General features: G+C 69.1%; 20 protein-coding genes and 2 pseudogenes. 8 read left to right on the top strand and 14 right to left on the bottom strand.

Translation table 11 applies throughout. From position 1 onward, the window contains the following. Positions 1–11: 11 nt before the first annotated feature. The 6 genes and pseudogenes from prcA to arc form a co-directional block, all read right to left on the bottom strand. Positions 12–875 carry a proteasome subunit alpha gene (gene prcA / locus LNW71_RS27480; RefSeq protein WP_250970665.1) on the bottom strand — a complete coding sequence of 288 codons (864 nt, stop codon included), beginning with the start codon at positions 873–875 and terminating at the stop codon, positions 12–14. A gap of 59 nt (positions 876–934) precedes the next feature. Beyond that, the gene (prcB, locus tag LNW71_RS27475; protein ID WP_250970664.1) at positions 935–1,780 is read right to left on the bottom strand and encodes a proteasome subunit beta; all 846 of its coding nucleotides are present in this window, start codon (positions 1,778–1,780) and stop codon (positions 935–937) included. Next, positions 1,732–1,924, bottom strand: a pseudogene (locus LNW71_RS27470) (endonuclease domain-containing protein); the annotation flags it as partial. The pseudogene LNW71_RS27470 and the gene prcB, both read right to left, overlap by 49 nt. 92 nt (positions 1,925–2,016) lie before the next feature. Next, positions 2,017–2,235, bottom strand: coding sequence for a ubiquitin-like protein Pup (locus LNW71_RS27465; RefSeq protein ID WP_250970663.1), 219 nt, complete (start codon positions 2,233–2,235; stop codon positions 2,017–2,019). Between the two features lie 120 nt (positions 2,236–2,355). Beyond that, positions 2,356–3,867: a depupylase/deamidase Dop gene (gene dop, locus LNW71_RS27460; protein ID WP_250970662.1), complete on the bottom strand. Its 1,512-nt coding sequence runs from the start codon at positions 3,865–3,867 to the stop codon at positions 2,356–2,358. A 238-nt stretch (positions 3,868–4,105) separates the two neighbouring features. Further along, positions 4,106–5,872, bottom strand: a complete 1,767-nt coding sequence (arc, locus tag LNW71_RS27455; protein WP_250970661.1) for a proteasome ATPase — start codon at positions 5,870–5,872, stop codon at positions 4,106–4,108. Between the two features lie 243 nt (positions 5,873–6,115). Between arc and LNW71_RS27450 the strand changes: the two genes are divergently transcribed. Beyond that, positions 6,116–6,427 carry a ferredoxin gene (locus LNW71_RS27450; protein WP_250970660.1) on the top strand — a complete coding sequence of 104 codons (312 nt, stop codon included), beginning with the start codon at positions 6,116–6,118 and terminating at the stop codon, positions 6,425–6,427. A 51-nt stretch (positions 6,428–6,478) separates the two neighbouring features. Here the strand turns inward: LNW71_RS27450 and LNW71_RS27445 are convergent, their stop codons facing one another. From LNW71_RS27445 to LNW71_RS27435, 3 genes are all read right to left on the bottom strand, one after another. Beyond that, the gene (locus LNW71_RS27445; protein WP_250970659.1) at positions 6,479–7,069 is read right to left on the bottom strand and encodes a hypothetical protein; all 591 of its coding nucleotides are present in this window, start codon (positions 7,067–7,069) and stop codon (positions 6,479–6,481) included. Positions 7,070–7,310: 241 nt separating this feature from the next. Continuing rightward, on the bottom strand, positions 7,311–8,216 hold the full coding sequence (locus LNW71_RS27440; RefSeq protein ID WP_250970658.1) for a tRNA (adenine-N1)-methyltransferase: 906 nt from the start codon (positions 8,214–8,216) through the stop codon (positions 7,311–7,313). A 61-nt stretch (positions 8,217–8,277) separates the two neighbouring features. Continuing rightward, a complete protein-coding gene (locus tag LNW71_RS27435) occupies positions 8,278–9,528 on the bottom strand; it encodes a site-2 protease family protein (protein ID WP_250972166.1) in 1,251 nt (416 codons plus the stop codon). A 171-nt stretch (positions 9,529–9,699) separates the two neighbouring features. On the opposite strand from LNW71_RS27435, the pseudogene LNW71_RS27430 reads away from it, so the two are divergent. Together LNW71_RS27430 and LNW71_RS27425 are read left to right on the top strand one after the other, a co-directional pair. After that, positions 9,700–10,544 (top strand): annotated as a pseudogene (locus LNW71_RS27430) (RecB family exonuclease). A 9-nt stretch (positions 10,545–10,553) separates the two neighbouring features. Continuing rightward, entirely contained in the window at positions 10,554–11,225 is a 672-nt protein-coding gene (locus tag LNW71_RS27425; protein WP_250970657.1) for a response regulator transcription factor, read from the top strand. Positions 11,226–11,263: 38 nt separating this feature from the next. Here the strand turns inward: LNW71_RS27425 and LNW71_RS27420 are convergent, their stop codons facing one another. The 3 genes from LNW71_RS27420 to metH form a co-directional block, all read right to left on the bottom strand. Beyond that, positions 11,264–12,862, bottom strand: coding sequence for an ABC transporter substrate-binding protein (locus tag LNW71_RS27420; RefSeq protein ID WP_250970656.1), 1,599 nt, complete (start codon positions 12,860–12,862; stop codon positions 11,264–11,266). A gap of 365 nt (positions 12,863–13,227) precedes the next feature. Beyond that, positions 13,228–13,929, bottom strand: coding sequence for an HAD family phosphatase (locus tag LNW71_RS27415; protein ID WP_250970655.1), 702 nt, complete (start codon positions 13,927–13,929; stop codon positions 13,228–13,230). Between the two features lie 119 nt (positions 13,930–14,048). Further along, positions 14,049–17,561 (bottom strand): methionine synthase, encoded by a 3,513-nt coding sequence (metH, locus tag LNW71_RS27410; protein ID WP_250970654.1) that lies wholly within the window; start codon positions 17,559–17,561, stop codon positions 14,049–14,051. Positions 17,562–17,800: 239 nt separating this feature from the next. Here metH and LNW71_RS27405 point away from each other — a divergent pair, with 239 nt between their 5' ends. The 5 genes from LNW71_RS27405 (at position 17,801) to LNW71_RS27385 (ending at position 23,701) form a co-directional block, all read left to right on the top strand. Further along, positions 17,801–18,565, top strand: a complete 765-nt coding sequence (locus LNW71_RS27405) for an IclR family transcriptional regulator (RefSeq protein ID WP_250970653.1) — start codon at positions 17,801–17,803, stop codon at positions 18,563–18,565. A 239-nt stretch (positions 18,566–18,804) separates the two neighbouring features. Further along, positions 18,805–19,596 carry an MIP/aquaporin family protein gene (locus tag LNW71_RS27400; protein WP_250970652.1) on the top strand — a complete coding sequence of 264 codons (792 nt, stop codon included), beginning with the start codon at positions 18,805–18,807 and terminating at the stop codon, positions 19,594–19,596. 55 nt (positions 19,597–19,651) lie between these two features. Further along, positions 19,652–21,202 carry a glycerol kinase GlpK gene (gene glpK / locus LNW71_RS27395; protein WP_250970651.1) on the top strand — a complete coding sequence of 517 codons (1,551 nt, stop codon included), beginning with the start codon at positions 19,652–19,654 and terminating at the stop codon, positions 21,200–21,202. Between the two features lie 6 nt (positions 21,203–21,208). Next, positions 21,209–22,822 carry a glycerol-3-phosphate dehydrogenase/oxidase gene (locus LNW71_RS27390; RefSeq protein WP_250970650.1) on the top strand — a complete coding sequence of 538 codons (1,614 nt, stop codon included), beginning with the start codon at positions 21,209–21,211 and terminating at the stop codon, positions 22,820–22,822. A gap of 207 nt (positions 22,823–23,029) precedes the next feature. Next, on the top strand, positions 23,030–23,701 hold the full coding sequence (locus LNW71_RS27385) for a FadR/GntR family transcriptional regulator (RefSeq protein ID WP_250970649.1): 672 nt from the start codon (positions 23,030–23,032) through the stop codon (positions 23,699–23,701). Between the two features lie 101 nt (positions 23,702–23,802). On the opposite strand, the gene LNW71_RS27380 is transcribed toward LNW71_RS27385, so the two are convergent. Next, positions 23,803–24,855, bottom strand: a complete 1,053-nt coding sequence (locus LNW71_RS27380; protein ID WP_250970648.1) for an ABC transporter permease — start codon at positions 24,853–24,855, stop codon at positions 23,803–23,805. Next, the gene (locus LNW71_RS27375) at positions 24,852–26,372 is read right to left on the bottom strand and encodes a sugar ABC transporter ATP-binding protein (protein ID WP_250970647.1); all 1,521 of its coding nucleotides are present in this window, start codon (positions 26,370–26,372) and stop codon (positions 24,852–24,854) included. Before LNW71_RS27375 ends, LNW71_RS27380 begins: the two co-directional genes overlap by 4 nt. Position 26,373 lies beyond the last annotated feature (1 nt).

Genomic DNA, 26,373 nt, shown 5'->3' with positions numbered 1-26,373 from the left:
CTGCGGGAGTACTACTCCACGTCCCCACCGGAATCCGTGGAATCAGTGGACTTCGGGGAGTCGGTGGCGGCGGGCTTCCGGCTCGGCTTGCCGGTGTCCGTCGCGGCCGCGGTGGTGCCGGCGCCCTCGCCTTCCTCCGTGTCGGAGGGGGCGTCCGTCGGTGTCGAACCGGCGCCGTCCGCCTCCAGCAGCCGCGCCAGCTGCCGGCCGACGATCCGCTTGAACTTGCGCTGCTGGGGCCTCGTGCGGTCCAGGACCGCGACCTCCAGCCGCTCCGCGGGGATCTCCCGCTCGCTGCCGTTGGGATCGCGGGACAGCGCCTGCACCGCCAGCTTCAGGGCCTCGGCGAGTGACATCCCGTCACGGTGCCGCTGGTCCAGGAAGGTGCTGATCTGCTCCGCGTTGCCGCCGACCGCGACCGAGCCGTGCTCGTCCACGATCGAACCGTCGTGCGGCAGCCGGTAGATCTGGTCACCGTCCGCCGCGGCGCCGACCTCCGCGACCACCAGCTCCACCTCGTACGGCTTCTCGGCCGCACTGGAGAAAATGGTGCCGAGTGTCTGCGCGTAGACATTCGCCAGTCCACGGGCCGTCACATCGTCGCGGTCATAGGTGTATCCACGCAGATCGGCATAGCGCACGCCGCCGATGCGGAGATTCTCGTACTCGTTGTACTTGCCGGCGGCGGCGAAACCGATCCGGTCATAGATCTCGCTGAACTTGTGCAGCGCACGGGACGGGTTCTCGCCGACGAACACAATGCCGTCGGTGTACTGCAGCACAACCAGGCTGCGACCACGGGCGATGCCCTTCCGGGCGTATTCCGCCCGGTCGGCCATGGCCTGCTGAGGTGAGACATAGAACGGCGTCGACACCGGCTATCCGTCCCTTTCTGTCAGTGACAAGAGCATCGAAGAAGCCTGGGAACGAACGGTCAGAGCAGCTCGGCGCGCGGGCCGTCGGGCTGCACCAGCCGGCGTTCCAGAATCGAGCGGGCGATCTCGGCGGATTCCGCCTCGGTCAGCCTCCGGAAGCCCTCGTCGGTGATGACGGTGACAATCGGATAGATGCGCCGGGCCACGTCCGGTCCGCCGGTCGCCGAGTCGTCGTCCGCCGCGTCGTACAGCGCCTGCACGACCAGAGTGAGCGTCTGCTCCTCCGTCAGGTCCTCGCGGTAGAGCTTCTTCATGGCGCTGCGGGCGAAGATCGACCCCGAGCCGGTGGACGCGTATCCCGTCTCCTCCGAACGGCCGCCGGTGACGTCGTAGGAGAAGATCCGGCCGCGCTCGCGGTCGACGTCGTACCCGGCGAAGAGCGGCACCACGGCGAGCCCCTGCATGGCCATCGCCAGATTGCTCCGGATCATCGTGGAGAGCCGGTTCGCCTTGCCCTCCAGGGAGAGCTGGGCGCCCTCGACCTTCTCGAAGTGCTCCAGCTCCAGCTGGAAGAGCTTGACCATCTCCACGGCCAGTCCGGCCGTGCCGGCAATACCGACCGCCGAGTACTCGTCGGCCGGGAAGACCTTCTCGATGTCGCGCTGCGCGATCATGTTGCCCATGGTCGCCCGCCGGTCACCGGCCAGCACCACACCGCCGGGGAACGACGCCGCGACGATGGTGGTGCCGTGCGGAGCCTCGATGGCCCCCTTCAGGGGCGGCAGCTGCCGGTTGCCCGGAAGCATCCCCGGCGACTGGTCGGACAGGAAGTCCATGAAGGAAGAGGACCCCGGCGTCAGGAAGGCAGCTGGTAGACGCCCGGTGCTACGAGTGTTGGCTTCCACGCGTTTCCCTCCAGGTAAGCGATGGCCCTGCGCAAGGTGTCAGGATCATCTCCCCAACTTGCCTACGGCCGGATTGCAGTTGAAGCACCGTGTGCCACGGACCCTACCCGTCCGGCGGCAGTGATCCACATGTGTGGCGGAGGCATTCGGACCGATCGCACGGTCCGCGCCTGCGGTGTGCGGTGCGGGCGTCCGCCCGCACCGCACACCGGGGCACCGATCCGGCGCCGAGCCCGTTACTCGCCGCCTTTTTGCACGAAGCTTCGAACGAAATCCTCGGCATTCTCTTCCAAGACGTCGTCGATCTCGTCCAGAACGTCGTCGACGTCGTCGCTCAGCTTCTCCTGTCGCTCCTTGAGGTCCTCGGAGCCCTGCGCGTCCTGCGCCTGCTCCTCGACCTCCTCGGTGGAGCGCGTCGCCTTCTGCTGTCCGCCGCCGGTGTCCTTGGTCGCCATATAGCTCACCCCGCTCGGTTCGAAGCACTTGATCAGACCCTACCTACGGGGTCCGACATTGGCCCGGTACTTGTCTCAACGTCCGGAGGTCATGGGAATGATTCCCAGCCGGGGACCCTTTCAGCCGCCCGACAGCACCCGGACCAGCTCTTCCGCGGTACGACACCGGTCCAGTAGGTCCTTGACGTGCTCACGGGTGCCCCGGAGCGGCTCCATGGTGGGTACCCGCTGCAACGAGTCGTGACCCGGAAGATCGAAGATGACCGAATCCCAGGAGGCCGCGGCGACGTCGTCGGCGTACTGCTCCAGGCAGCGGCCGCGGAAATACGCCCTGGTGTCCTCAGGAGGCGCCGTACGGGCCTGCTCGACCTCGCTCTCGTCCAGCAGGCGCTTCATCCGGCCGCGGGCCGCCAGACGGTTGTAGAGGCCCTTGTCGGGCCGCACGTCGGCGTACTGGAGGTCCACCAGGTGCAGCCGGGCCGCGTCCCAGTCGAGGTCGTCGCGGCGGCGGTAGCCCTCCATGAGCTCCCGCTTGGCGATCCAGTCCAGCTCCCCGGACAGGCTCATCGGATCGTTCTCCAGCCGGTTGAGCGTGTCCTCCCAGCGGATCAGGATGTCCTTGGTCTGTTCGTCGGCGTCCGCGCCGTACCGCTCCTCGACGTACTTGCGGCCGAGCTCGAAGTACTCCATCTGGAGCTGCACCGCGGTGAGTGTCCGCCCGCTGCGCAGAGTGATCAGCTGCTGGAGGTCCGGGTCGTGGGAGACCTGGTGCAGCGTGCGCACCGGCTGGTCGACGGCCAGGTCGACGTTGATGAAGCCGTCCTCGATCATGGAGAGGACCAGGGAGGTGGTGCCCAGCTTCAGGTAGGTGGAGATCTCCGAGAGGTTCGCGTCGCCGATGATCACATGGAGCCGGCGGTACTTCTCGGCGTCCGAGTGCGGCTCGTCGCGGGTGTTGATGATCGGGCGCTTGAGCGTGGTCTCCAGGCCGACCTCGACCTCGAAGTAGTCGGCGCGCTGGCTGATCTGGAAGCCGTGCTCGTTGCCGTCCTGTCCGATCCCGACCCGGCCCGCGCCCGTGACGACCTGGCGCGAGACGAAGAACGGGGTCAGGTGGCGCACGATGTCGGAGAACGGGGTCTCCCGCTTCATCAGGTAGTTCTCGTGCGTCCCGTACGAGGCGCCCTTGTTGTCGGTGTTGTTCTTGTACAGGTGGATCGGCTGGGCACCGGGCAGCTGGGCCGCCCGTTCGGCGGCTTCGGCCATGATGCGTTCGCCGGCCTTGTCCCAGAGGACCGCGTCCCTGGGGTTCGTGATCTCCGGGGAGCTGTACTCGGGGTGTGCGTGGTCGACGTAGAGCCGTGCCCCGTTGGTGAGGATGACATTGGCCAGGCCGATGTCCTCGTCCGTGAGCTGGCTGGAGTCGGCGGTCTCGCGGGCGAGGTCGAAGCCTCGCGCGTCTCGCAGCGGGTTCTCCTCCTCGAAGTCCCAGCGGGCGCGGCGCGCCCGGTGCATCGCCGCCGCGTAGGCGTTGACGATCTGGGACGAGGTGAGCATGGCATTGGCGTTGGGGTGGCCGGGCACGGAGATCCCGTACTCCGTCTCGATGCCCATTACTCGCCGTACGGTCATGCGGCCCTCCTTGCCCGGCGGCGCTCCCTTCCGGGAGCGGCGCTCAAGTACCGCTGCTTGTCCGGTGCGTGCGCGGTCTGCCCGTACCCGCACTGCGCGACCGGGCGGTACGCAGGAGCCTAGAGCGCCTCAGTGCCGCTGGGGAGATCAATTACGTCATTACTCCGGTGTCGTCGGAGCTGTCCGGAAAGCAACCGGCTGCGGATGCCCGGCCGGGCATCCGCAGCCGGTCTGCGTTCTACAGGTACTGCCCGGTGTTTGCCACCGTGTCGATGGAGCGACCGGAGTCCGCGCCCTGCTTTCCGGTGACGAGTGTGCGGATGAAGACGATCCGCTCACCCTTCTTGCCGGAGATCCTGGCCCAGTCGTCCGGGTTGGTGGTGTTCGGCAGGTCCTCGTTCTCCTTGAACTCGTCCACGCATGCCTGGAGGAGATGGGAGACGCGAAGGCCCTTCTGGCCCTGATCGAGGAAGGCCTTGATGGCCATCTTCTTGGCCCGGTCGACGATGTTCTGGATCATCGCGCCGGAGTTGAAGTCCTTGAAGTACAGGACTTCCTTGTCGCCGTTGGCGTACGTGACCTCGAGGAAGCGGTTCTCCTCGGACTCGGTGTACATCCGCTCGACGACCGACTGGATCATGGCGTGCGCAGCGGCTTCCCTGGAGCCGGTGTGCTCGGCGAGGTCGTCCGCGTGCAGCGGCAGCGAAGGCGTGAGGTACTTCGCGAAGATGTCCTTCGCGGCCTCCGCGTCGGGACGCTCGATCTTGATCTTCACATCGAGGCGGCCCGGTCGCAGGATCGCGGGGTCGATCATGTCCTCGCGGTTGGAGGCGCCGATGACGATGACGTTCTCCAGGCCCTCCACGCCGTCGATCTCGGCGAGCAGCTGCGGGACGATGGTGTTCTCCACGTCCGAGCTGACGCCGGATCCCCGGGTGCGGAAGAGGGACTCCATCTCGTCGAAGAAGACGATGACGGGGGTGCCCTCACTCGCCTTCTCGCGAGCACGCTGGAAGACCAGGCGGATATGCCGCTCGGTCTCGCCGACGTACTTGTTGAGGAGCTCGGGGCCCTTGATGTTGAGGAAGTAGCTCTTGCCGGTGGGCTGGCCGGTTACCTCGGCGACCTTCTTCGCAAGGGAGTTGGCGACCGCTTTGGCAATGAGTGTCTTGCCGCAGCCGGGCGGGCCGTAGAGCAGGATGCCCTTCGGTGGCCGCAGCTCGTGCTCCTTGAAGAGGTCTGGGTGAAGGTAGGGGAGCTCGACCGCGTCGCGGATCAGCTCGATCTGGTCGCCCAGTCCGCCGATCTTGTCGTAGTCGATGTCCGGGACTTCTTCGAGGACGAGCTCTTCGACCTCGCTCTTGGGGACGACTTCGTAGACGTAGCCGGACCTGGGTTCGAGCAGCAGGGCGTCGCCGGGGCGGATGGTGATGTCCAGCAACGGCTCGGCGAGCCGCACCACCCGTTCCTCGTCGGTGTGCCCGACCACCAGGGCTCGTTCGCCGTCCTCAAGGATTTCCTTGAGGGTGACGATGTCCCCGGCGCGCTCGAATTCCATGGCGTCGACCACGTTGAGCGCTTCGTTGAGCATGACTTCCTGGCCGCGCCGGAGGTCTTCGAGCTCAACGCTTGGGCTGACGTTCACCCGGAGCTTGCGGCCCCCGGTGAAGATGTCGCAGGTGCCGTCCTCGTTGGCCTGCAGGAACACACCGAAGCCGGCCGGCGGCTGTGCGAGCCGGTCGACCTCTTCCTTGAGGGCCACGATCTGGTCGCGGGCCTCGCGGAGTGTGTTGGCGAGCCGCTCGTTCTGAGCGGACACGCCCGCAAGGTTGGTCTGGAACTCGACGATCCGCTCTTCGAGAATCCTCGTATGGCGCGGAGAGTCGGCGAGCTTACGTCGCAGGACGGCGATTTCCTGCTCAAGATAGGCGACCTGGCCGGCTGGGTCATCGGACCCCCGTCCGGGCCGGATGCCGCGGTTGGTGTCGTCGTCGTGGGCTGCCACGGTCCTCACCTCCTCCAAGGGGAGCTGGACGCTTCCTGACCCTACCTGGGTGGGTGATGATTGAAACCCCTAGATCACAAAGACTGTGGGGCGTGTCCGATCTTCACCCTTGCGACCTCTCCCTCGTGTCAGGGGAATACCCACCCTTCAACATCGAAAAGCAGCCGGTTGTATCGTCGAAGTGTTCAACACCCGTCAGGGCTGGCTTTTTCCGGTCCGGATACGCAGGAAACGGCAGGAGAAATGACCGTGCAGCAGGATGCTCCCACCGGCAGCGAGTCGCAGGACCTGGAGGTCTGGATCGACCAGGACCTCTGCACGGGGGACGGCATCTGCGTGCAGTACGCGCCCGAGGTCTTCGAGCTCGACATCGACGGGCTCGCCTACGTCAAGAGCGACGAGGACGAGCTCCTGCAGGAGAAGGGCGCGACCACCCCGGTACCGCTGCCGCTCTTCCAGGACGTCGTCGACTCGGCCAAGGAGTGCCCGGGCGACTGCATCCATGTACGACGCGTTTCGGACAGGGTCGAGGTCTTCGGTCCCGAGGCCGCCTGAGCCACCGCCACGACCGGCGGCCCTGGGCCGGCGGCTGCGCGCGGGGACCGCTCAGGCGCTGCCGTCGGCGGCGCCGTCGGACTGGCTGCTCCGTACGAAGGCACCGTTCTGCCACTGCCAGGTGACCTTTTCCTGCTGGTCGGGGCAGCAGCTGGGGACCGAGGCCGAGGAGTAGCCGAGGAGCGTGGCGGAGACGACGCGGTCACGCACCGTGAAGTCGCCGACGCTCATTTTCTGGGTGGGGTCCACCAGGGTCGCGACGATCCTCGGTGCGGCCCCGCCCGCCTGTGTGAGGACGTAGACGCCGCTCGGCGGGGTACCGGATCCGGCCGCGCAGTGGACCACCGCGACGGTTTCCGGACGGCCGTCGCCGTCGAGGTCGCCGGGGACCTGTTTGGCGACGGTGGTGCCGACGCCGCCGCACTGCAGCGGAAACACCGCGCGCGCCGGATCCGGCGGGGCGGCGGATGCCGTGCCCTGCTGCACCGTGGTGCGGTGGGCGGTGGTGGAGGCGGAGGCGGTCGCGTCGGGCTGGAGCAGGCCGGCTGCCGCGACGACGGCGGCCATGGCCGCCGCGGTGGCGAGCCAGTGCATCGTCGTGGTGTCGGTGTGCGCGAGGTCCGGGAGCGCGGAGGTCTGCACGCGGGATGTCTCCTGTGGTTCCTGTGGTGCGGAATGCCTGAGGGGCAGTGCCGTCGGCAGGACGTCGACGGCGGGGTGGGGGTGGCCAGCATCGTGCCACACCTCACACGGCAGCGGAACGGTGGGGTCGCCGCGGATCGCGGCCCCCGGTCCGCCGTCGCCGCGGCAACGAAAAGGCGCCGCCGCCGAGTTCCCGGGTCGGTCCGGGAACTCGGCGGCGGCGCCGGTGCGTTGCTCGGGATCAGTCGCGGGCGGAGCCGCTCTTGCTGCCAGGCCCGTCGTAGTCGTCGCCGTAGGCACCCTTGGAGGGGCGGCGGCGGCGCGGGGGTGCCTGCACCCCGTCGGCCAGCCGGCGGGCGGTGACCAGGAAGCCGGTGTGCCCGATCATGCGGTGGTCCGGGCGCACGGCGAGACCCTCGACGTGCCAGTTGCGGATCATCGACTCCCAGGGCTGGGGCTCCGCGAAGCAGCCGATCTCGCGGATGGACTCGACCGTCCGGGAGAGCTGGGTGGTGGTCGCCACGTACGCGCACAGGATGCCGCCCGGGACGAGCGCCTTGGAGACGGCCTCCAGGCACTCCCAGGGCGCGAGCATGTCCAGGACGACACGGTCGACGTCGGTGTCCGTGAGGTTGTCCTGGAGGTCGCCGACAGTGAGCTGCCAGGCGGGGTGCGGGTTCCCGAAGTAGCGCTCGACGTTCTGCTGGGCGATCTCGGCGAAGTCCTCGCGGCGCTCGTAGGAGTGCAGCATGCCCTGCTCGCCGATGGCGCGGAGCAGGAAGGTGGACAGGGCGCCGGATCCCACGCCGGCCTCCACGACGCGGGCGCCGGGGAAGATGTCGCCGAAGGCCAGGATCTGCCCCGCGTCCTTGGGGTAGACCACGGCGGCGCCGCGGGGCATGGACAGGACGTAGTCGGGGAGCAGGGGGCGCAGCGCCAGGTAGACGACGTTTCCCGTGGTACGGACAACGCTGCCCTCGGGAGCACCGATCAGCTCGTCGTGCTGGAAAGAGCCCTTGTGGGTGTGGAAACTCTTTCCGGCTTCGAGCGTGAAGGTGTAGTGGCGTCCCTTGGGATCGGTGAGCTGGACCTGGTCCCCGACCTTGAAGGGCCCACGTCGGCGGGCGGCACCGGTCGGTTCAGACATGTGACCAGCGTACCGGTGTTTCCGGGGCCTCCGACCGCGCGTCCTGGCGAGTGCGCGGGGCTCAGGCGGCGGGCCGGGCCATCGCCGCCACGAACGCCCGTTCCACGTCGGCCGTGGACAGCACCCCGTAGATCTCGCCGGTGTCCTCGACGACGAGGTACTCGGTGGCGGGGCTGGCCTTGAGGCGGTCCAGGAGGGCTTCGCCGGCGAGCTCGGCGGAGACCTTCATGCCGTCGGTGAGGTCCTGGGCGAGGCCGCTTACGGCGACCCAGGGGCGGCGGTGTTCGGGGACGGAGACGATGGCGGCCTCGCGGACGAGCGCCTTGGGCTCGCCGTTCGCGTCGACGACGACGAGGGCGCGCGCTCCGGCCTCGTTGGCCCTGCGCAGGGCCTCGGAGAGCGGGGTGGCCGCCTCGACCGGTACGGCGCGCCTGGTGAGGGTGCGGGCGCGCAGGTCGGGGAGGTGCTCGCGCAGCCGGGCCATGCGCAGGCTGTTGCCCGCTCCGGTCCAGATGATGGCGGCCAGTACGGCGGCGAGCAGGGCGTCGATGACGGTGTCCATGCCGCCGAGGTCGTCGGTGTCGTTCCCGAGGGACCCGGTGTGGGTGAGGAGGGGAAGGCCGATGAGGGTGACGACGGCAAGGGCGCGGCCGACCCAGGCGGCGGCGACGGTGCCGCTCATCGGGCGTCCGGTGATCTTCCAGACGACGGCGCGGAGCATGCGGCCGCCGTCGAGCGGGAGGCCGGGCAGGAGGTTGAAGACCGCGACGATCAGGTTGGAGATCATCAGCCCGCCGAGCAGCACCCCGGGGACGGTGCCGCGCTCGACGAAGTTCAGCGGGATGTAGAAGACGCCGGCCAGGACGAGGGAGAGCAGCGGGCCGACGAAGGCGAGGACGAACTCGCGGCCGGGCGTCTCGGATTCCTTCTCGATCTCGGAGACACCGCCGAAGAACTGGAGCTGGATGCGGCGTACCGGGAGCTTGTAGCGCAGTGCGGCGACCGTGTGGGCGAGTTCGTGGACGAGCACGGAGGCGTAGAAGGCGATGGCGAAGAAGAGTGCGACGAGGTAGCGGGCCGCGCCGAGGCCGGGCAGGACCCGGTCGAGCTGACCACCGAAGACCCAGGTGATCAGCGCTGCGACGAGGAACCAGCTCGGTGCGACGTAGACCGGCACTCCGAAGGGGCGGCCCATCAGGATGCCGCCGCCCGGCTCTTCCCGGCGCCCCTTGGTGGGCTTGTCGGGGCCGGCACCGGGGTCCTTTCCCCCTGCGCCGGGCTGCGGCCGCCCGCTGTCGCCGCTCTCGTCCACGAGGTCCCTTCGGTCGGTGCCGTCCGGCACGATCATGCAGTGTTCCGGGGTCTGTGGTCGATGGTATGCCGGTTGTTGTCAGTGGCGGGTCGTAGGGTCTTCGTCATGACCTCAGTGCCGCGGCCGCCTCAGCCGCCCTCGTCCCTTTCGCCGTCGCGGGCGAGCGACTTCATGCAGTGCCCCCTGCTGTACCGCTTCCGGGTCATCGACAGACTGCCGCAGAAGCCCAGTGAGGCGGCTACCCGGGGACACTGGTCCATGCGGTGCTGGAGCGGCTCTTCGACAACCCCGCGACCGAGCGGACGCCCGTCCGGGCCACCGCGCTGATCCCGGCGCAGTGGGACCGGCTGCTGGAGTCGAAGCCCGAGCTGTCGGAGCTGTTCGCCGAGGATCCGCAGGGCGAGCGGCTGTCGCGCTGGCTGTCGGAGGCGGAGCGGCTGGTGGAGCGCTGGTTCTCGCTGGAGGACCCGACGCGGCTGGAGCCGGCCGAGCGGGAGATGTTCGTCGAGACGGAGCTGGAGTCGGGGCTGCGGCTGCGCGGGGTGATCGACCGGATCGACGTGACGCCGTCCGGCGACGTCCGGATCGTCGACTACAAGACGGGGAAGGCGCCGCGTCCGGAGTATGCGGAGGGCGCCCTTTTCCAGATGAAGTTCTACGCGCTGGTCATCTGGCGGCTGAAGAACGTGGTGCCGCGCCGGCTCCAGCTGGTCTACCTCGGCAGCGGGGACGTGATGACGTACGACCCGGTGGTGGCGGACCTGGAGCGGGTGGAGCGCAAGCTGCTGACGCTGTGGGAGGCGATCTCGCTGGCCACGGAGACCGGCGAGTGGCGGCCGCGGCCCACGAAGCTGTGCGGCTGGTGCGACCACCAGGCGCTCTGCCCCGAATTCGGTGGGACTCCCCCGGTCTATCCGCTGTCGGTGCGCCCGGCGGAGTCGGCGCAGGATGTCCAGGGCAGAATGGAACCGGTCCGTGCTGAGGCCGGCCGGCCTGCGGCCCTTGAAGGACCTTAAGGAGACTCCGTGGCAATCCGCGTCCTACTGGTCGACGACCAGCCGCTGCTGCGCACCGGCTTCCGGATGATTCTGGAGGCGGAGGGCGATCTCGCGGTGGTGGGCGAGGCCGGTGACGGTCTCCAGGCTCTCGACCAGGTTCGGGCGCTGCAGCCCGATGTGGTGCTGATGGACATCCGGATGCCGCGGATGGACGGTGTCGAGGCGACGCGTCAGATCACCGGCCCCGGCCGGGACGGCCCGGCGAAGGTGCTGGTGCTCACCACGTTCGATCTCGACGAGTACGTCGTCGAGGCACTGCGGGCCGGCGCCAGCGGCTTCCTGCTCAAGGACGCCCCGGCCAACGAGCTGGTGCAGGCGATCCGGGTGGTCGCGGGCGGCGAGGCGATGCTCGCCCCGAGCATCACGCGCCGGCTGCTGGACAAGTACGCCGACCATCTGCCGTCCGGCGAGGAGGCGGTGCCGGACACCCTGAACACGCTGACGGACCGTGAGGTGGAGGTTCTGAAGCTGGTGGCGCGCGGCCTGTCGAACGCGGAGATCGCCGCGGACCTCTTCGTCAGCGAGACGACGGTCAAGACGCATGTGGGCCACGTCCTGACGAAGCTGAGCCTGCGCGACCGCGTACAGGCTGCCGTCTACGCCTATGAGAGCGGACTGGTGCGCCCCGGCGCCCAGTAGTGACCCTGGCGGGTCCGGGGCCGGGGCGGCGTCCGGGGTCAGTCGGAGCGGCCGAGCTCCCAGAGCTGGAGGTCGGCGGAGGAGTTGACCGCCCACTCGACGCCGGTGAGGCCGTCGCGCGAGGCGACGTACTGCTTGCCCTGCCAGACCGGGAGGACCGGGACGTCCTCGGCGACGATGTCCTGGATGCGCTTGAAGGTCGTGGCGGCGACGCTGCGGTCGGCCTCGCGGCGGGACTGCGGGATGAGCGTCTTCTGGGCGACGGCCGACCGGTAGGGCGAGTTGAGGAAGTTGTCCTTGTCGAGGAACGGCGCCGTGTAGTTGTCCGGGTCCGGGAAGTCGGGGAACCAGCCCATGCCGTAGGCGGCGTACTCGCCCCGCAGTTCGGCGGGCCGGTACTTCGACCAGGGGGCGCCCTCGACGGTGATGTCGAACAGCCCGGTGGCGTTCAGCTGCTTCTGCAGGGTCTTGAACTCGGTGGCGGTCGCGTCGCCGTAGTGGTCGCTCGTGTAGTGCAGGGTGAACTTCACCGGGGTGTCGATCCCGGCGTCCTTCAGGATCGCGGCGGCCTTGGCCTTGCTGGGCTCGCCGTACTTGTTGAAGAACGAGTTGGTGTGCCCGGCGATGCTGGACGGGATCAGCGAGTACAGCGGTTCGGCCGTGGCGCCGTACACCTCGCTCGCGATCTGCCCGCGGTCGATGACCTGCGCCATGGCCTGGCGGACCGCCTTGTTCCGGACGGCGGGGTCGTCGGTGTCGAATCCGAGGTAACTGATGGCGAGCCCCGGCATCTCGGTCAGCTTGATGCCGTCCTTGGGGCTCTCCAGCATCTGCTGGGACTGCTTCGGCGACATGGTGCGCGTCATCATGTCGATCTTCTTGTCGTCGAGCGCCTTGCCCATGGCCGCGGCGTCGGGGAAGAGGTCCAGTTCGACCTCGTCGTTCAGCACCTTGAGATCCCCCTTGTAGTGGGGGTTCCTGGTGAAGACGACTTTCACGACCTGGTCGTTCTTCACTTCCGGCTTCATGGTGTAAGGGCCGGAGCCGTCCACCTGGAATCCGTTGCGCGCGGAGGTCGCCGGATATTTGTCCGGCTGGACTATTCCGGCGGGCGGGGTGGCGAGCTTGTACGGGAACGTCGCGTCCGGGGCCCGGAGGTGGAACACGACCTCGCGGTCGCCCTTGGTCTCGACGGTGTCGATGTTGTTGAGCAGCGAGACCGGTCCATTGGTGGACTTGATCCGGATGACGCGGTCGATGGAGTACTTCACGTCCTGGGCGGTGACCGGGCTGCCGTCGGCGAATTTCAGGCCGCTGCGCAGTTTGCAGCGGTAGCTCTCGTTCGCCGTGTCCGTGAACGCACAGCTCTCGGCGGCCTCGGGCACCGGCTCACCGCCGCCGCGCGGAATGTGCGTCAGGGTCTGCACGGTCTGCCGCAGTACGTTCCAGACGCCTGCCTCGTAGCCGATGGCGGGGTCCAGCGGTGCGGGGACGTCCTTCGTGGCGACGAACTGGTCGGTGGTGCCGACAACGATGGCGCCCTTGCCCTCGCTCCCGCTCTCCGACGCGCCACAGGCGGCGAGTACGGGCGTGAGCAGGCCGAGGACGGCCGGCAGCACCAGCGTCTTGCGGTTCATCTTGGACGTTCTCCCTCATGCGGTCATGGAGAAAACGACATTAGTAGGCGCCATGGGCAATGCCGGACCGGCACTTCCCGATGCGTAATCGGACGGTGACGGGAATGAATGGCGTACCGATTTCCGGATCCCGGAATTATTCGTACACCGATCCACGAATCAGGACACTTGGGTGCACGAAAACGGGCAGCAGGGCAGATCTCGCGACCGCATTGCCGGCTGAAAGGGTGATGAAGGTCACTCCATGGCCACTTTCAGCCCGTTGACATGTACCGGCCTTATTTGCACGCCGACACAACAGAAAAAGCACGTTCCGGCGCCGAGACATTTTCCGTTCGTTCACAGAAATACTCTCGGTGCGCGTATCAACGCATTCCTGTGACCAGGCCTCTGAGAAATGCGAGATCGACTTCTTCGAGCGAGTTCACGACGACCCGGCGGGCAGCGGGTGCGATCGGCGACACGGACGGCACGGCGACCACCAGGCACCCGGCGGCCTCCGCCGCGGCCACCCCGGTCGCGGTGTCCTCGATGACCGCGCACAGGCGCGGGTCGGCGCCGAAGCCGGCCGCGGCGGCGAGATAGGGCTCCGGATGCGGCTTCGTGCGGGAGACCTCGTCGCCGGCCACGGTCAGCGCGAAGTGGTGGTGGCCCACGGAGTCGAGCACCCGGTCGATGATCCGCCGGTGCGAGGCGGAGACGAGCGCGGTCGGCACCTCGTGGGCAGCCAGTTCGGCGAGCAGCCGGGCGGCACCCGGCATCAGTGGCACACCGAGGCCGATGCGCTTCTCGAAGCGGTCGTTGAGCAGCACGGTGAGCTCGGCGAGCGTGATGTCCGCACCGGTCGAGTCGATCAGGTACCCGGCGCTGCGGGTCATCGGACCGCCGACGACCACGTCCCGCCACGCCTCGTCCAGCCGGTGGCCGAGGTCGGCGAACACCTCGACCTCGACGTCCCACCAGAAACCCTCGGTGTCGACCAGGGTGCCGTCCATGTCGAGAAAGACTGCTTGCAAGGCGGCGCCCTCGGCCGTACGGGTCAGGGACGCGGGGATCGTACTGGTCATCCGGCACACCTTCCATGAGGGACGAGAAGGCCGGCCACCTTTCCCCGGAGGGAGGGCGACCGGCCTGCACTGGACCGACCAGTGTACGTCTCGTCCCGCTACCACGCGCGAACGGCGTCTTACCGCGCGTTGAAGTACTTCGCCTCCGGGTGGTGGATGACGATCGCGTCGGTGGACTGTTCGGGGTGGAGCTGGAACTCCTCGGAGAGGTGGACACCGATGCGCTCGGGCTGGAGCAGCTCGGCGATCTTGGCGCGGTCCTCCAGGTCGGGGCAGGCCCCGTAGCCGAGGGAGAAGCGGGCGCCGCGGTACTTCAGCGCGAACATGTCCTCGACCTGGTCGGGGTCCTCGCCGGAGTAGCCAAGCTCGGAGCGGACGCGGGCGTGCCAGTACTCGGCGAGGGCCTCGGCGAGCTGCACGGACAGTCCGTGCAGCTCCAGGTAGTCGCGGTAGGCGTTGGCCTCGAAGAGCTTGGCGGTCTCGCCGCCGATCTTCGAGCCGACGGTGACGACCTGGAGGCCGACGACATCGGTCTCGCCGGACTCCTCGGGGCGGAAGTAGTCCGCGAGGCACAGGCGGCGGCCGCGGCGCTGGCGCGGGAAGGTGAAGCGGGTCCGCTCGGAACCGTCCTCGTGGAGCAGGATCAGGTCGTCGCCCTTGGAGACGCAGGGGAAGTAGCCGTGGACGACGGCCGCCTCCAGGAGGTTCTCGGTGTGCAGCTTGTCGAGCCAGCCGCGCAGGTGGGGGCGGCCCTCCGTCTCGACGAGCTCCTCGTAGGTGGGTCCGTCGCCGGCGCGGGCCTGCTTGAGGCCCCACTGGCCCTTGAAGAGCGCGCCCTCGTCGAGCCAGGAGGCGTACTCCTTGAGCTGGATGCCCTTGACGACCCTGGTCCCCCAGAACGGCGGGGTCGGGACCGGGTTGGTGACCGACACGTCGGAACGGCCGCCCTCCTGCGGCTCCTCGACCTCCAGCGCGGCCGCGTCGCGCTTGGGCACGCGGCGCTGCTTGAGCTCGGGGAGGGTGGCGCCGGGAACACCGCGCTTGACCGCGATCAGGGCGTCCATCAGCCGCAGCCCCTCGAAGGCGTCGCGGGCGTAGCGGACCTCGCCCTCGTAGATCTCGTGCAGGTCCTGCTCGACGTAGGCGCGGGTCAGGGCGGCGCCGCCCAGGATGACGGGGTAGTCGGCGGCCAGCTTGCGCTGGTTGAGCTCCTGGAGGTTCTCCTTCATGATCACGGTGGACTTCACCAGGAGACCGGACATGCCGATGACGTCGGCCTTGTGCTCCTCGGCCGCGTCCAGGATCGCGGAGACGGGCTGCTTGATGCCGATGTTGACGACGTTGAACCCGTTGTTGGACAGGATGATGTCGACGAGGTTCTTGCCGATGTCGTGGACGTCACCGCGGACGGTGGCCAGCACGATGGTGCCCTTGCCCTCGGCGTCCGACTTCTCCATGTGCGGTTCCAGGTGGGCGACCGCGGACTTCATCACCTCGGCGGACTGGAGGACGAACGGCAGCTGCATCTGGCCGGAGCCGAAGAGTTCGCCGACGACCTTCATGCCGTCCAGCAGGGTGTCGTTGACGATGTCCAGGGCCGGGCGGGTCTCCAGGGCCTCGGTGAGGTCGGCCTCCAGGCCGTTCTTCTCGCCGTCGATGATGCGGCGCTTGAGGCGCTCGTCGAGCGGCAGCGCGAGGAGTTCCTCGGCCTTGCCCTGCTTCATCGACTTCATGTTGACGCCCTCGAACAGCTCCATGAGCCGCTGCAGAGGGTCGTAGCCCTCGGCGCGGCGGTCGTAGATGAGGTCGAGGGCGACCTTCACCTGCTCCTCCTCCAGCCGCGCGATGGGCAGGATCTTCGAGGCGTGCACGATCGCCGAGTCCAGCCCCGCCTTCACGCACTCGTCGAGGAAGACGGAGTTGAGCACGACGCGGGCGGCCGGGTTCAGACCGAATGAGATGTTCGAGAGGCCGAGTGTGGTCTGCACCTCGGGGTGGCGCTTCTTCAGCTCCCGGATGGCGCCGATGGTGGCGATGCCGTCGCCGCGCGACTCCTCCTGACCGGTGCAGATGGTGAAGGTCAGGGTGTCGATGAGGATGTCGGACTCGTGGATGCCCCAGTTGCCCGTCAGGTCCGCGATCAGCCGCTCCGCGATGGCGACCTTGTGCTCGACGGTGCGGGCCTGGCCCTCCTCGTCGATGGTCAGCGCGATCAGTGCGGCACCGTGCTCGGCGGCCAGCCGCGTGACCTGGACGAAGCGCGACTCGGGGCCGTCGCCGTCCTCGTAGTTGACCGAGTTCAGGACCGCGCGGCCGCCGATCTTCTCCAGGCCGGCCCGCAGCACGGGCAGTTCGGTGGAGTCGAGGACGAGCGGGAGGGTGGAGGCGGTGGCGAACCGTCCGGCCAGCTCCTCCATGTCCGCCACCCCGTCACGGCCCACATAGTCGACGCAGAGGTCGAGCATGTGCGCGCCTTCGCGGATCTGGTCCCTGGCCATCTCCACGCAGTCGTCCCAGCGGGCCTCCAGCATGGCCTCGCGGAACTTCTTGGAGCCGTTGGCGTTGGTCCGCTCCCCGATGGCCAGGTACGAGGTGTCCTGCCGGAACGGGACGGTCTGGTACAGCGAGGCGGCACCGGGCTCGGGGCTGGGGTCGCGGGTGGTGAGGTCGCTGCCGCGGACCCGGTCGACGAGCTGGCGCAGGTGCTCCGGAGTCGTACCGCAGCAGCCGCCGACCAGCGACAGCCCGTACTCCTGGACGAATGTCTCCTGGGCGTCGGCGAGTCCCTCGGGGTCGAGGGGGAAGTGCGCGCCGTCCTTCGTGAGGACGGGCAGTCCGGCGTTGGGCATGCAGAGCAGCGGGATGCGGGAGTGGCGCGTGAGGTAGCGCAGGTGCTCGCTCATCTCGGCCGGGCCGGTCGAGCAGTTCAGGCCGATCATGTCGACGCCGAGGGGCTCGAGGGCCGTCAGCGCGGCGCCGATCTCGGAGCCGAGGAGCATGGTCCCGGTGGTTTCGAAGGCCAGCGAGACCAGCAGCGGCAGATCGCTGCCCAGTGCCTCCAGGGCGCGCCGCGCGCCCAGGATGCCGGCCTTGGTCTGCAGGAGGTCCTGGGTCGTCTCGACGATCAGCGCGTCGGCGCCACCTGCGATGAGGCCCTCGGCGTTCTGCTGGAACCCGTCGCGCAGGGTGACGTAGGGGGCGTGGCCGAGTGTCGGCAGCTTCGTCCCCGGCCCCATGGAGCCGAGCACCCAGCGCTGCTGTCCGGTGGAGGCGGTGAACTCGTCGGCGACCTCGCGGGCGATGCGCGCACCGGACTCGGACAGCTCGAAGACACGCTCCGCGATGTCGTACTCGCCCAGTGCGGCGGTGTTGGCGCCGAAGGTGTTCGTCTCCACGCAGTCCACACCGACCGCGAAGTACTCCTCGTGCACCGACCGCACGATGTCGGGGCGCGTGAGATTCAGGATCTCGTTGCAGCCCTCGAGGTTCTCGAAGTCCTCGAGCGTGGGGTCCTGTGCCTGGAGCATGGTGCCCATGGCGCCATCGGCCACCACCACACGGGTGGCGAGCGCCTCGCGGAGGGCTGCGGCTCGGGTCCGGCTGTCGGCGGAAGGGGTCGGCGACGAGGCCATGGATGTACTCCCTGGGATGCGACGGCTGTCGGCTTTGCGTCTTCGGCGGAAGGCGCACCCGGCCAGGGTAGCCGGGCGGCGTCCCTGGCCGTCACTCTGTCCCACGAACCGGACTGCGTGCTGCTCAGAGGGCTGCCCGGAGCGTCGCGGTGTCGCAGACTTCTCCTGCGGTCAAGCACGGGTCGGCATCGACCGATAGTGTTCAGCATTGTCGAACCACAGTGGAGGAGTACGGCGCGATGGCCAAGAACATCCAGTCGCTTGAGCGGGCGGCCGCGATGCTGCGGCTGCTGGCGGGCGGCGAACGGCGGCTGGGCCTGTCCGACATCGCCTCCTCGCTGGGCCTGGCCAAGGGCACCGCGCACGGCATCCTGCGCACGCTCCAGCACGAGGGCTTCGTCGAGCAGGACGACGCGTCCGGGCGCTACCAGCTCGGCGCCGAGCTGCTCCGCCTGGGCAACAGCTACCTGGACGTCCACGAGCTGCGGGCCCGCGCCCTGGTCTGGACGGACGATCTGGCCCGCTCCAGCGGCGAGAGCACCCACCTGGGCGTCCTGCACCAGCAGGGCGTCCTCATCGTCCATCACGTCTTCCGTCCCGACGACAGCCGGCAGGTCCTGGAGGTCGGTGCGATGCAGCCGCTGCACTCCACCGCCCTGGGCAAGGTGCTGGCGGCCTACGACCCGGTGGCGCACACGGAGGCCATGGAGGCCGAGCGGCAGTCCTTCACGCCCCGCACCGTCACCGATCCGCTGGAGTTCGAGTCGATGCTCGACCTGATCCGGGCGCGCGGCTGGGCGGCCGACGTGGAGGAGACCTGGGAGGGGGTGGCCGCGGTGGCCGCCCCGATCCACGACCGGCGCCGGATGCCGGTCGGCGCCGTGGCCGTGACCGGCGCCGTGGAGCGGGTCTGCGCGGACGGCGAGCTGCGGCCCGAGCTGATCGCGGCGGTGCGCGACTGCGCCCGCGCGGTCTCCCGGGACCTCGGCGCCAGACGCTTCTGAGCACCGTGCGGGAGCGCCGGCAACTTCGGCCCCGATCGAGTTATAGGCCACACACCCCTTGACGCCCCATTCACCTGAGGGAAACACTGCCGTGCACCGGTCGGCATTGTCGAACGCCTAACGGAAATAAGCGTTAGGGTGTGACAGTGCCAAGGGCCGGTGACGCCCTCACACGAGGGCGCGGACCACCGGAGGGACCCGGGGTTCGGCTTCCTGGACGAAGGACAAAGGAGTCGCGGGTGTCCAGCTCCGACATCTTCATCGGCGAGACCATAGGTACCGCCGTACTCATCCTGCTCGGCGGCGGTGTCTGTGCCGCCGTCACGCTCAAGCACTCGAAGGCGCAGAACGCCGGATGGCTCGCCGTCACCTTCGGGTGGGGCTTCGCCGTACTGACCGGCGCGTATCTGGCCGGCGGCGTTTCCGGCGCGCAGCTCAACCCGGCCGTCACCCTCGGTCTGGCGATCGAGGGCGGCACCAAGTGGAGCGACGTACCGCTCTACCTCGCCTCCCAGCTCCTGGGCGCGATGATCGGCGCGGTGCTGGTCTGGCTCACCTACTACGGACAGTTCCGGGCCCATCTGACGGATCCGGAGATCCTGCGGGCCCATACGGGTGACGAGGGCATGGTCGACAAGGCCGCGGCCCCCGAGGCCGGGCCGGTGCTCGGTGTCTTCTCCACCGGCCCCGAGATCCGCAACGCCGTACAGAACGTCGTCACCGAGATCATCGCCACGGTCGTGCTGGTCCTGGCGATCCTGACCCAGGGCCTCAACGCCGACGGCAACGGCCTCGGCACGCTCGGCGCGCTGATCACCGCACTGGTGGTCGTCTCCATCGGTCTCTCGCTCGGCGGCCCGACGGGCTACGCGATCAACCCGGTTCGCGACCTCGGTCCGCGTATCGTGCACGCGCTGCTTCCGCTGCCGAACAAGGGCGGTTCCGACTGGGGCTACGCGTGGATCCCGGTCGTCGGCCCCCTCGTCGGCGGCGCCATCGCGGGCGGGCTCTACAACCTCGCCTTCGCGTGAGCCGCAGAGCCCCGAGCCGTAACCCCATGACCACACAGACCTCCGGGAGCACACCGTGACCGAAGCACACACCACCGGCACCCACGGCACCGGGCCGTTCATCGCGGCCATCGACCAGGGCACCACCTCCAGCCGCTGCATCGTCTTCGACAAGGACGGCCGGATCGTCTCCGTCGACCAGAAGGAGCACGAGCAGATCTTCCCGAAGCCGGGCTGGGTCGAGCACAACGCGACCGAGATCTGGGAGAACGTCCAGGAGGTCGTGGCCGGCGCCATCGTCAAGGCCGGCATCACCGCCGCCGACGTGAAGGCGATCGGCATCACCAACCAGCGCGAGACCACGCTGCTCTGGGACAAGAACACCGGTGAGCCCGTCCACAACGCCCTCGTCTGGCAGGACACCCGCACCGACGCGCTCTGCAAGGAGCTCGGCCGCAATGTGGGCCAGGACCGCTTCCGCCGCGAGACCGGGCTGCCGCTCGCCTCGTACTTCGCCGGGCCGAAGGTCCGCTGGCTGCTCGACAACGTCGAGGGGCTGCGTGAGCGCGCCGAGCGGGGCGACATCCTCTTCGGCACCATGGACTCCTGGGTCATCTGGAACCTGACCGGCGGCACCGACGGCGGCGTCCACGTCACCGACGTCACCAACGCCTCGCGCACGCTCCTGATGAACCTGCAGACCATGTCGTGGGACGACAAGATCGTCTCCTCCATCGGCATCCCGCCCGCGGTGCTGCCCGAGATCCGGTCCTCGGCCGAGGTGTACGGCCACGCCAAGGGCGGCGTGCTCGACGGGGTGCCGGTCGCCTCCGCGCTCGGTGACCAGCAGGCCGCGCTGTTCGGCCAGACGTGCTTCGCCGAGGGCGAGGCCAAGTCCACGTACGGCACCGGCACCTTCATGCTGCTGAACACCGGCGAGACGCCCGTCAACTCCTACAACGGGCTGCTGACCACGGTCGGTTACCAGATCGGTGACCAGAAGCCGGTGTACGCCCTGGAGGGCTCCATCGCCGTCACCGGTTCGCTGGTGCAGTGGATGCGCGACCAGATGGGGCTGATCCAGTCCGCGGCCGAGATCGAGACCCTCGCCTCGTCGGTCGAGGACAACGGCGGCGCCTACTTCGTGCCCGCCTTCTCCGGTCTTTTCGCCCCGTACTGGCGCCCCGACGCCCGCGGCGTCATCGCCGGTCTCACCCGCTACGTCACCAAGGCGCACATCGCCCGTGCCGTGCTGGAGGCCACCGCCTGGCAGACGCGTGAGATCAGCGACGCCATGACCAAGGACTCCGGCGTCGAGCTGACCGCGCTCAAGGTCGACGGCGGCATGACCTCCAACAACCTGCTGATGCAGACGCTCGCCGACTTCCTGGACGCACCCGTGGTGCGGCCCATGGTCGCCGAGACCACCTGCCTCGGCGCCGCCTACGCCGCCGGCCTGGCCGTCGGCTTCTGGCCGGACACCGACGCCCTGCGCGCCAACTGGCGCCGGGCCGCCGAGTGGACCCCCCGCATGGACGCGGCCACCCGCGACCGCGAGTACAAGAGCTGGCTCAAGGCAGTGGAACGCTCCATGGGCTGGCTCGATGACAGCACTGCCGAGGAGTAGACAGACATGACCACCCTGCAGAGCGTCCCCGCCCTCGGGACGCATCCGGCCTCCGGCTCCCTTCCGAGCCGCGCCGAAACCCGGGAGCAGCTTTCCAAGGCGACGTACGACCTCCTGGTGATCGGCGGCGGCATCCTGGGCATCTCCACCGCCTGGCACGCCGCGCAGTCCGGGCTGCGGGTGGCCCTGGTGGACGCCGGCGACTTCGCCGGCGCCACCTCCTCCGCCTCCTCCAAGCTCCTCCACGGCGGTCTGCGCTACCTGCAGACCGGCGCGGTGAAGCTGGTCGCGGAGAACCACTTCGAGCGGCGTGCGGTGTCCCGTCAGGTCGCACCGCACCTCGCCAACCCGCTCACCTTCTACCTGCCGGTCTACAAGGGCGGGCCGCACGGCGCCGCCAAGCTGGGCGCGGGCGTGTTCGCGTACTCGGCGCTCTCCGCGTTCGGTGACGGCGTCGGCCACGTGATCAGCCCGGCGAAGGCGCAGCGCGATGTGCCCGAGCTGCGCACCGACAATCTGAAGGCCGTCGCGGTCTACGGCGACGACCAGATGAACGACGCGCGGATGGCCCTGATGACGGTCCGCGCGGCCGTCGAGGCGGGGGCCGCCGTTCTCAACCACGCGGCGGTCACCGGGCTGCGGTTCACCCGGGGCCGGGTGACCGGTGCGGAGCTGCGGGACTCGGTGGACGGCACGGAGTTCGGCATCGACGCCCGGCTGGTGCTGAACGCCACCGGTCCGTGGGTCGACCACCTGCGGAAGATGGAGGACCCGAACGCGGCGCCCTCGATACGTCTGTCCAAGGGCGCGCACCTCGTCCTGAAGCGCACCCGCCCCTGGAAGGCCGCGCTCGCCACCCCGATCGACAAGTACCGCATCACGTTCGCCCTGCCCTGGGAGGACATGCTGCTGCTCGGCACGACGGACGAGGAGTACGAGGGCGATCCGGCGGATGTCGCGGTCACCGAGAAGGACACCGCGCAGATCCTGGACGAGGCGGCGTTCTCGGTCCGGGACCAGCAGTTGTCGCGCGACCTGATCACCTACTCCTTCGCCGGGCTGCGGGTGCTGCCGGGTGGTCCGGGCAGCACGTCCAAGGCCAAGCGCGAGACGGTCGTGACGGAGGGCCGCGGCGGGATGCTGTCGGTGGCGGGCGGCAAGTGGACGACGTTCCGTCACATCGGGCGCACCGTGATGAACAAGCTGGCCGCGCTCCCCGGGCACCCGCTGGCCGAGGACATGGAGCCGATGGCCCGGCTGCCGAGGAAGCTCCCGCTGCCCGGCATCGCCAACCCGAACGCGGTCGCGCACCGGCTGATGGTCGACGGCGGGACGCCCGGGCCGCGGATGTCCGCCGACACGGCACGGCACCTGGCCACGCACTACGGTTCGCTGTCCTTCGACATCGCCCGGCTGGCCAACGAGAACCCGGCACTCGCCGAGCGCATCCACCCGGACGCTCCCGAGATCTGGGCACAGGTCGCCTACGCGCGTGACCACGAGTGGGCCGAGACGGCGGACGACGTGCTGCGCCGGCGGACGACGCTGACGATCCGGGGTCTGGCCACGGACGAGATCCGGGCCCGCGTCGAGTCGGTGCTCGGCGACCGCAGGGTCTGACGCACGGGAAGGGGGCGGTGTCCGGGGGACGCCGCCCCCTTCCGCGTGTCCTGATTCACCACGGGCGGTTTCGGACTCTGCCCTACGGAACGGGTCGAAACGCCCTGCCGCGCGGAACGGGCGTGGCGCGGGTTGCCCCGAAGGGCGCACCGGCCGCTTCCGGAGACGCATAATGGGGGCGATACATCGGATGTCTGGAGGTCGCCCATGGCTGTCACTGACGAGGCCATCGAGAAGATCAAGGGAATGATCGTCTCGGGTGCGCTACGGCCCGGCGATCGCCTCCCCAAGGAGAGCGAACTCGCCGCGGAGCTCGGCCTGTCCCGCAACTCGCTGCGGGAGGCGGTGCGCGCCCTGTCGCTGATCCGCATTCTCGACGTGCGCCAGGGCGACGGCACCTACGTCACCAGTCTCGATCCGCAGCTGCTGCTGGAGGCGCTGAGCTTCGTGGTGGACTTCCACCGCGACGACACGGTGCTGGAGTTCCTGGCGGTCCGGCGGATCCTGGAACCGGCCGCGACCGCGATGGCCGCGAGCCGGATCACCGAGGAGCAGCTCGACCTGCTGAGCGCCCAGCTGGACGCCCTGGGGGACCACCCCTCGGTCGAGGAACTGGTGGCCTGCGACCTCGAGTTCCACCGCGGCATCGTGCAGTCGTCCGGCAATTCGGTGCTCTGCTCGCTGCTCGACGGACTGTCGGGGCCGACGACGCGGGCGCGGGTCTGGCGCGGTCTGACCCAGGAGGACGCGGTGAGCCGCACGCTCCATGAGCACCGGGCGATCGTGTCGGCACTGCGGGACCGCGACGCGGAGGCTGCACGGGCCTGGGCGACGGTGCATGTGGCGAGCGTGGAGCAGTGGCTGCGGTCGACGCTCTAGCGACGGCCGCGGCCCGACCCGGTGCTCACACGCCGGACCCCGCACCTCACACGCCGGACGGGCTGGATGTGCCCGTCCGGCGTTCGTGTGTGAACCGGTCCTCAGTCCTGTTCCTCGCGGCTGGCATAGCGCGAGGCGACCAGGGCGATGATGATGATGGCGCCGTTGAGGAACTTCTCCCACTGGCCCGGAACACCGGCCAGGGTCATGACGTTGACGACCAGCCGAAGGGTGAGTACGCCGGTGAGCGCGCCGAATATGGTGCCGCGGCCTCCCTTCAGACCGATTCCGCCGATCACGGCGGCCGCCATGACGTCGAAGATCATGTCCTTGCCCTGCGTGGCCCCGACCGATCCGTAGTGGCCGGTGTAGAGAATGCCGGCGAACGCCGCGAGCAGCCCGCCGATCGCCAGGACGATCCAGGTGACGCGGTCGACGCGGATACCGGCGGCCCGCGCGGCCTCCGGGTTGCCGCCGATCGCGTAGAGCGAACGCCCGTGCCGTGTCCAGGCCAGCACCGCTCCGCCGACGGCGAACAGCGCCAGGCTGATCCAGACGGCCGCCGGTGCACCGAGCCAGGAGGCCTTGCCCAGGTAGCTGAAGGAGGCCGGGACGTCGATGATCGACTTGCCCTCGGTGATGCCGTTGTGGAGACCCCGCAGCATCATCAGCATGCCGAGCGTCGCGATGAAGCCGTTGACGCGCAGTTTCAGCATCAGGAAGCCGTTGAATGCGCCGATCACCACTCCCGCCAGCAGGCAGAGCGGGACCGCCGTCCAGCCCGGCATCACCCCCAGACCGGCGAATCGGTCGCCCCCGCCGGGCAGCACCAGCCACAGCGCGATGACCGGCGCGATACCGATCGTCGACTCCAGCGACAGGTCCATCCGCCCGCAGATCAGGATGAAGGCCTGGGCGAGCACCAGCAGGCTGAGCTCGGAGGACTGCTGGACGACGTTGATCAGGTTCTGGGAGGTGAGGAACACCGGCGAGACGATGAACCCGACCAGCATCACCACCAGGATCACCGGCACCAGCGAGAAGTCGCTCCACCGGATCAGCTTCAGCCGGTTCAGCGGTCTGTCGCCCGTGAGCGGGCCCTTCAGCGCGCTCTCGATGTCTTCGGCCGCCGGGGGCCTTACCGTGCCGGTCATTCCCTTTCCCCCACACCTTCCATGGCGGCGACGAGTTCTCCGTCGGCCCACCCGCTTGCGAATGTCTCGACCACCCGTCCGTGGAACAGGGCGAGTACGCGGTCACAGACCCGTAGGTCGTCCAGCTCGTCGGAGATGATCACTGCGGCGTTCCCCTCGTCGGCGACCTGCCGTACGACCCCGAGGAGCGAGTCCTTGGACTTGATGTCCACGCCTGCGGTGGGCCGCACCGCCACCAGCACGCGGGGCTTGCGGGCCAGTGCGCGGGCGACCACCACCTTCTGCTGGTTGCCGCCGGAGAGCCCGGAGACGGGCTGCTCGGGCCCCTGGGTCTTGATGTCCAGCGAGCTGATCATCGTCCGGGCGAACTCCCTGGTACGGGAGGGCAGTACGGTCCCCCACGGGCCCAGCTGGCCGGTGACCGTGAGGGTGGCGTTCTCGGCGACACTGCGCCCGAGGACGAGTCCCTGGTCGTGCCGGTCCTCGGGGATGTAGCCGATCCCGGCGGCCAGCGCGTGCGGCACGCTCCCCGAGCGCACGGCCTCACCGTGCACCCGGACCGTGCCGCCGTCCGCCTTGCGCATGCCCGCCAGTACCTCGCCCAGGGCGGTGTTGCCGCTGGCCGCAGAGCCGGCCAGGCCGAGCACCTCGCCGGGGCGCACCTGGAGGTCCACCGGTTCGAACCAGCCCTCCAGGGTGAGCCCTCGGGCCGTGAGGACGGGCTGGGCCGACGGGTCGGGCGGCAGGGCGGTGCCGGAGGCGTGCCAGGCGACGGCGCCGCCGGACTTCTCCCCCGTCATCGCCGACACCAGATCGTCCTTGGCGACGTCGGCGACCGGCGCGGTCAGGACGTGGCGGGCGTCGCGGTAGACGGTGACCGCCGTGCACAGTTCGTACACCTCCTGCAGGTGGTGGGAGATGAAGAGGAACGCCACTCCCTGGCTCTGCAGTTCCCGGAGCTTGTCGAAGAGCCGCCCGATGCCCCGGGCGTCGAGCTGGGCGGTCGGCTCGTCGAGGATGATCAGCCGCGCGCCGAAGGACAGCGCGCGGGCGATCTCGACGAACTGCCGCTGCTCGACGGCGAGGTCGCGGGCCCGGGTGTTCGGGTCGACCTGGACGCCGTAGTCGGCGAGGAGCCGCTCCGCGCGCTTGCGCAGCCGCCCCCAGCTGATCCAGCGGGCGTTGTCGTCGAACCGGTTGAGGAAGAGGTTCTCGGCGACGGTCAGGTCGGGGACGACCATGGACTTCTGGTAGACGCAGGCGACCTTCGACTGCCAGGCCGTGGTGTCCCCGAAGGCGGGCGCGGGGTCCCCGCCGAACGTGACCGTGCCCGCGTCGGCCCTGTGGAGTCCCGTCAGGACGCTGACCAGCGTCGACTTGCCCGCCCCGTTGCGGCCGACGAGGGCGTGCGACTCACCCGGCCGCACGGTGAGCTTCACCCCGTCGAGCGCGACGGTCGGCCCGAAGCGTTTGACGACGCCTTCCGCCTGTACGGCGGGTGGTGCTGCGTGGTCCATG

The sequence above is a fragment of the Streptomyces sp. RKAG290 genome (assembly GCF_023701695.1).
GTDB lineage: Bacteria > Actinomycetota > Actinomycetes > Streptomycetales > Streptomycetaceae > Streptomyces.
This window is presented reverse-complemented; position numbering and strand designations above follow the sequence as displayed.

Coding starts and splice junctions, on each gene's coding strand:
- dop (WP_250970662.1), bottom strand. CDS start 3,867: ATGACCGTACGGCGAGTAATGGGCATCGAGACGGAGTACGGGATCTCC.
- LNW71_RS27375 (WP_250970647.1), bottom strand. CDS start 26,372: ATGGACCACGCAGCACCACCCGCCGTACAGGCGGAAGGCGTCGTCAAA.
- LNW71_RS27380 (WP_250970648.1), bottom strand. CDS start 24,855: ATGACCGGCACGGTAAGGCCCCCGGCGGCCGAAGACATCGAGAGCGCG.
- metH (WP_250970654.1), bottom strand. CDS start 17,561: ATGGCCTCGTCGCCGACCCCTTCCGCCGACAGCCGGACCCGAGCCGCA.
- LNW71_RS27420 (WP_250970656.1), bottom strand. CDS start 12,862: ATGAACCGCAAGACGCTGGTGCTGCCGGCCGTCCTCGGCCTGCTCACG.
- LNW71_RS27405 (WP_250970653.1), top strand. CDS start 17,801: ATGGCCAAGAACATCCAGTCGCTTGAGCGGGCGGCCGCGATGCTGCGG.
- LNW71_RS27390 (WP_250970650.1), top strand. CDS start 21,209: ATGACCACCCTGCAGAGCGTCCCCGCCCTCGGGACGCATCCGGCCTCC.
- LNW71_RS27385 (WP_250970649.1), top strand. CDS start 23,030: ATGGCTGTCACTGACGAGGCCATCGAGAAGATCAAGGGAATGATCGTC.
- LNW71_RS27415 (WP_250970655.1), bottom strand. CDS start 13,929: ATGACCAGTACGATCCCCGCGTCCCTGACCCGTACGGCCGAGGGCGCC.
- LNW71_RS27450 (WP_250970660.1), top strand. CDS start 6,116: ATGACCGTGCAGCAGGATGCTCCCACCGGCAGCGAGTCGCAGGACCTG.
- LNW71_RS27465 (WP_250970663.1), bottom strand. CDS start 2,235: ATGGCGACCAAGGACACCGGCGGCGGACAGCAGAAGGCGACGCGCTCC.
- LNW71_RS27440 (WP_250970658.1), bottom strand. CDS start 8,216: ATGTCTGAACCGACCGGTGCCGCCCGCCGACGTGGGCCCTTCAAGGTC.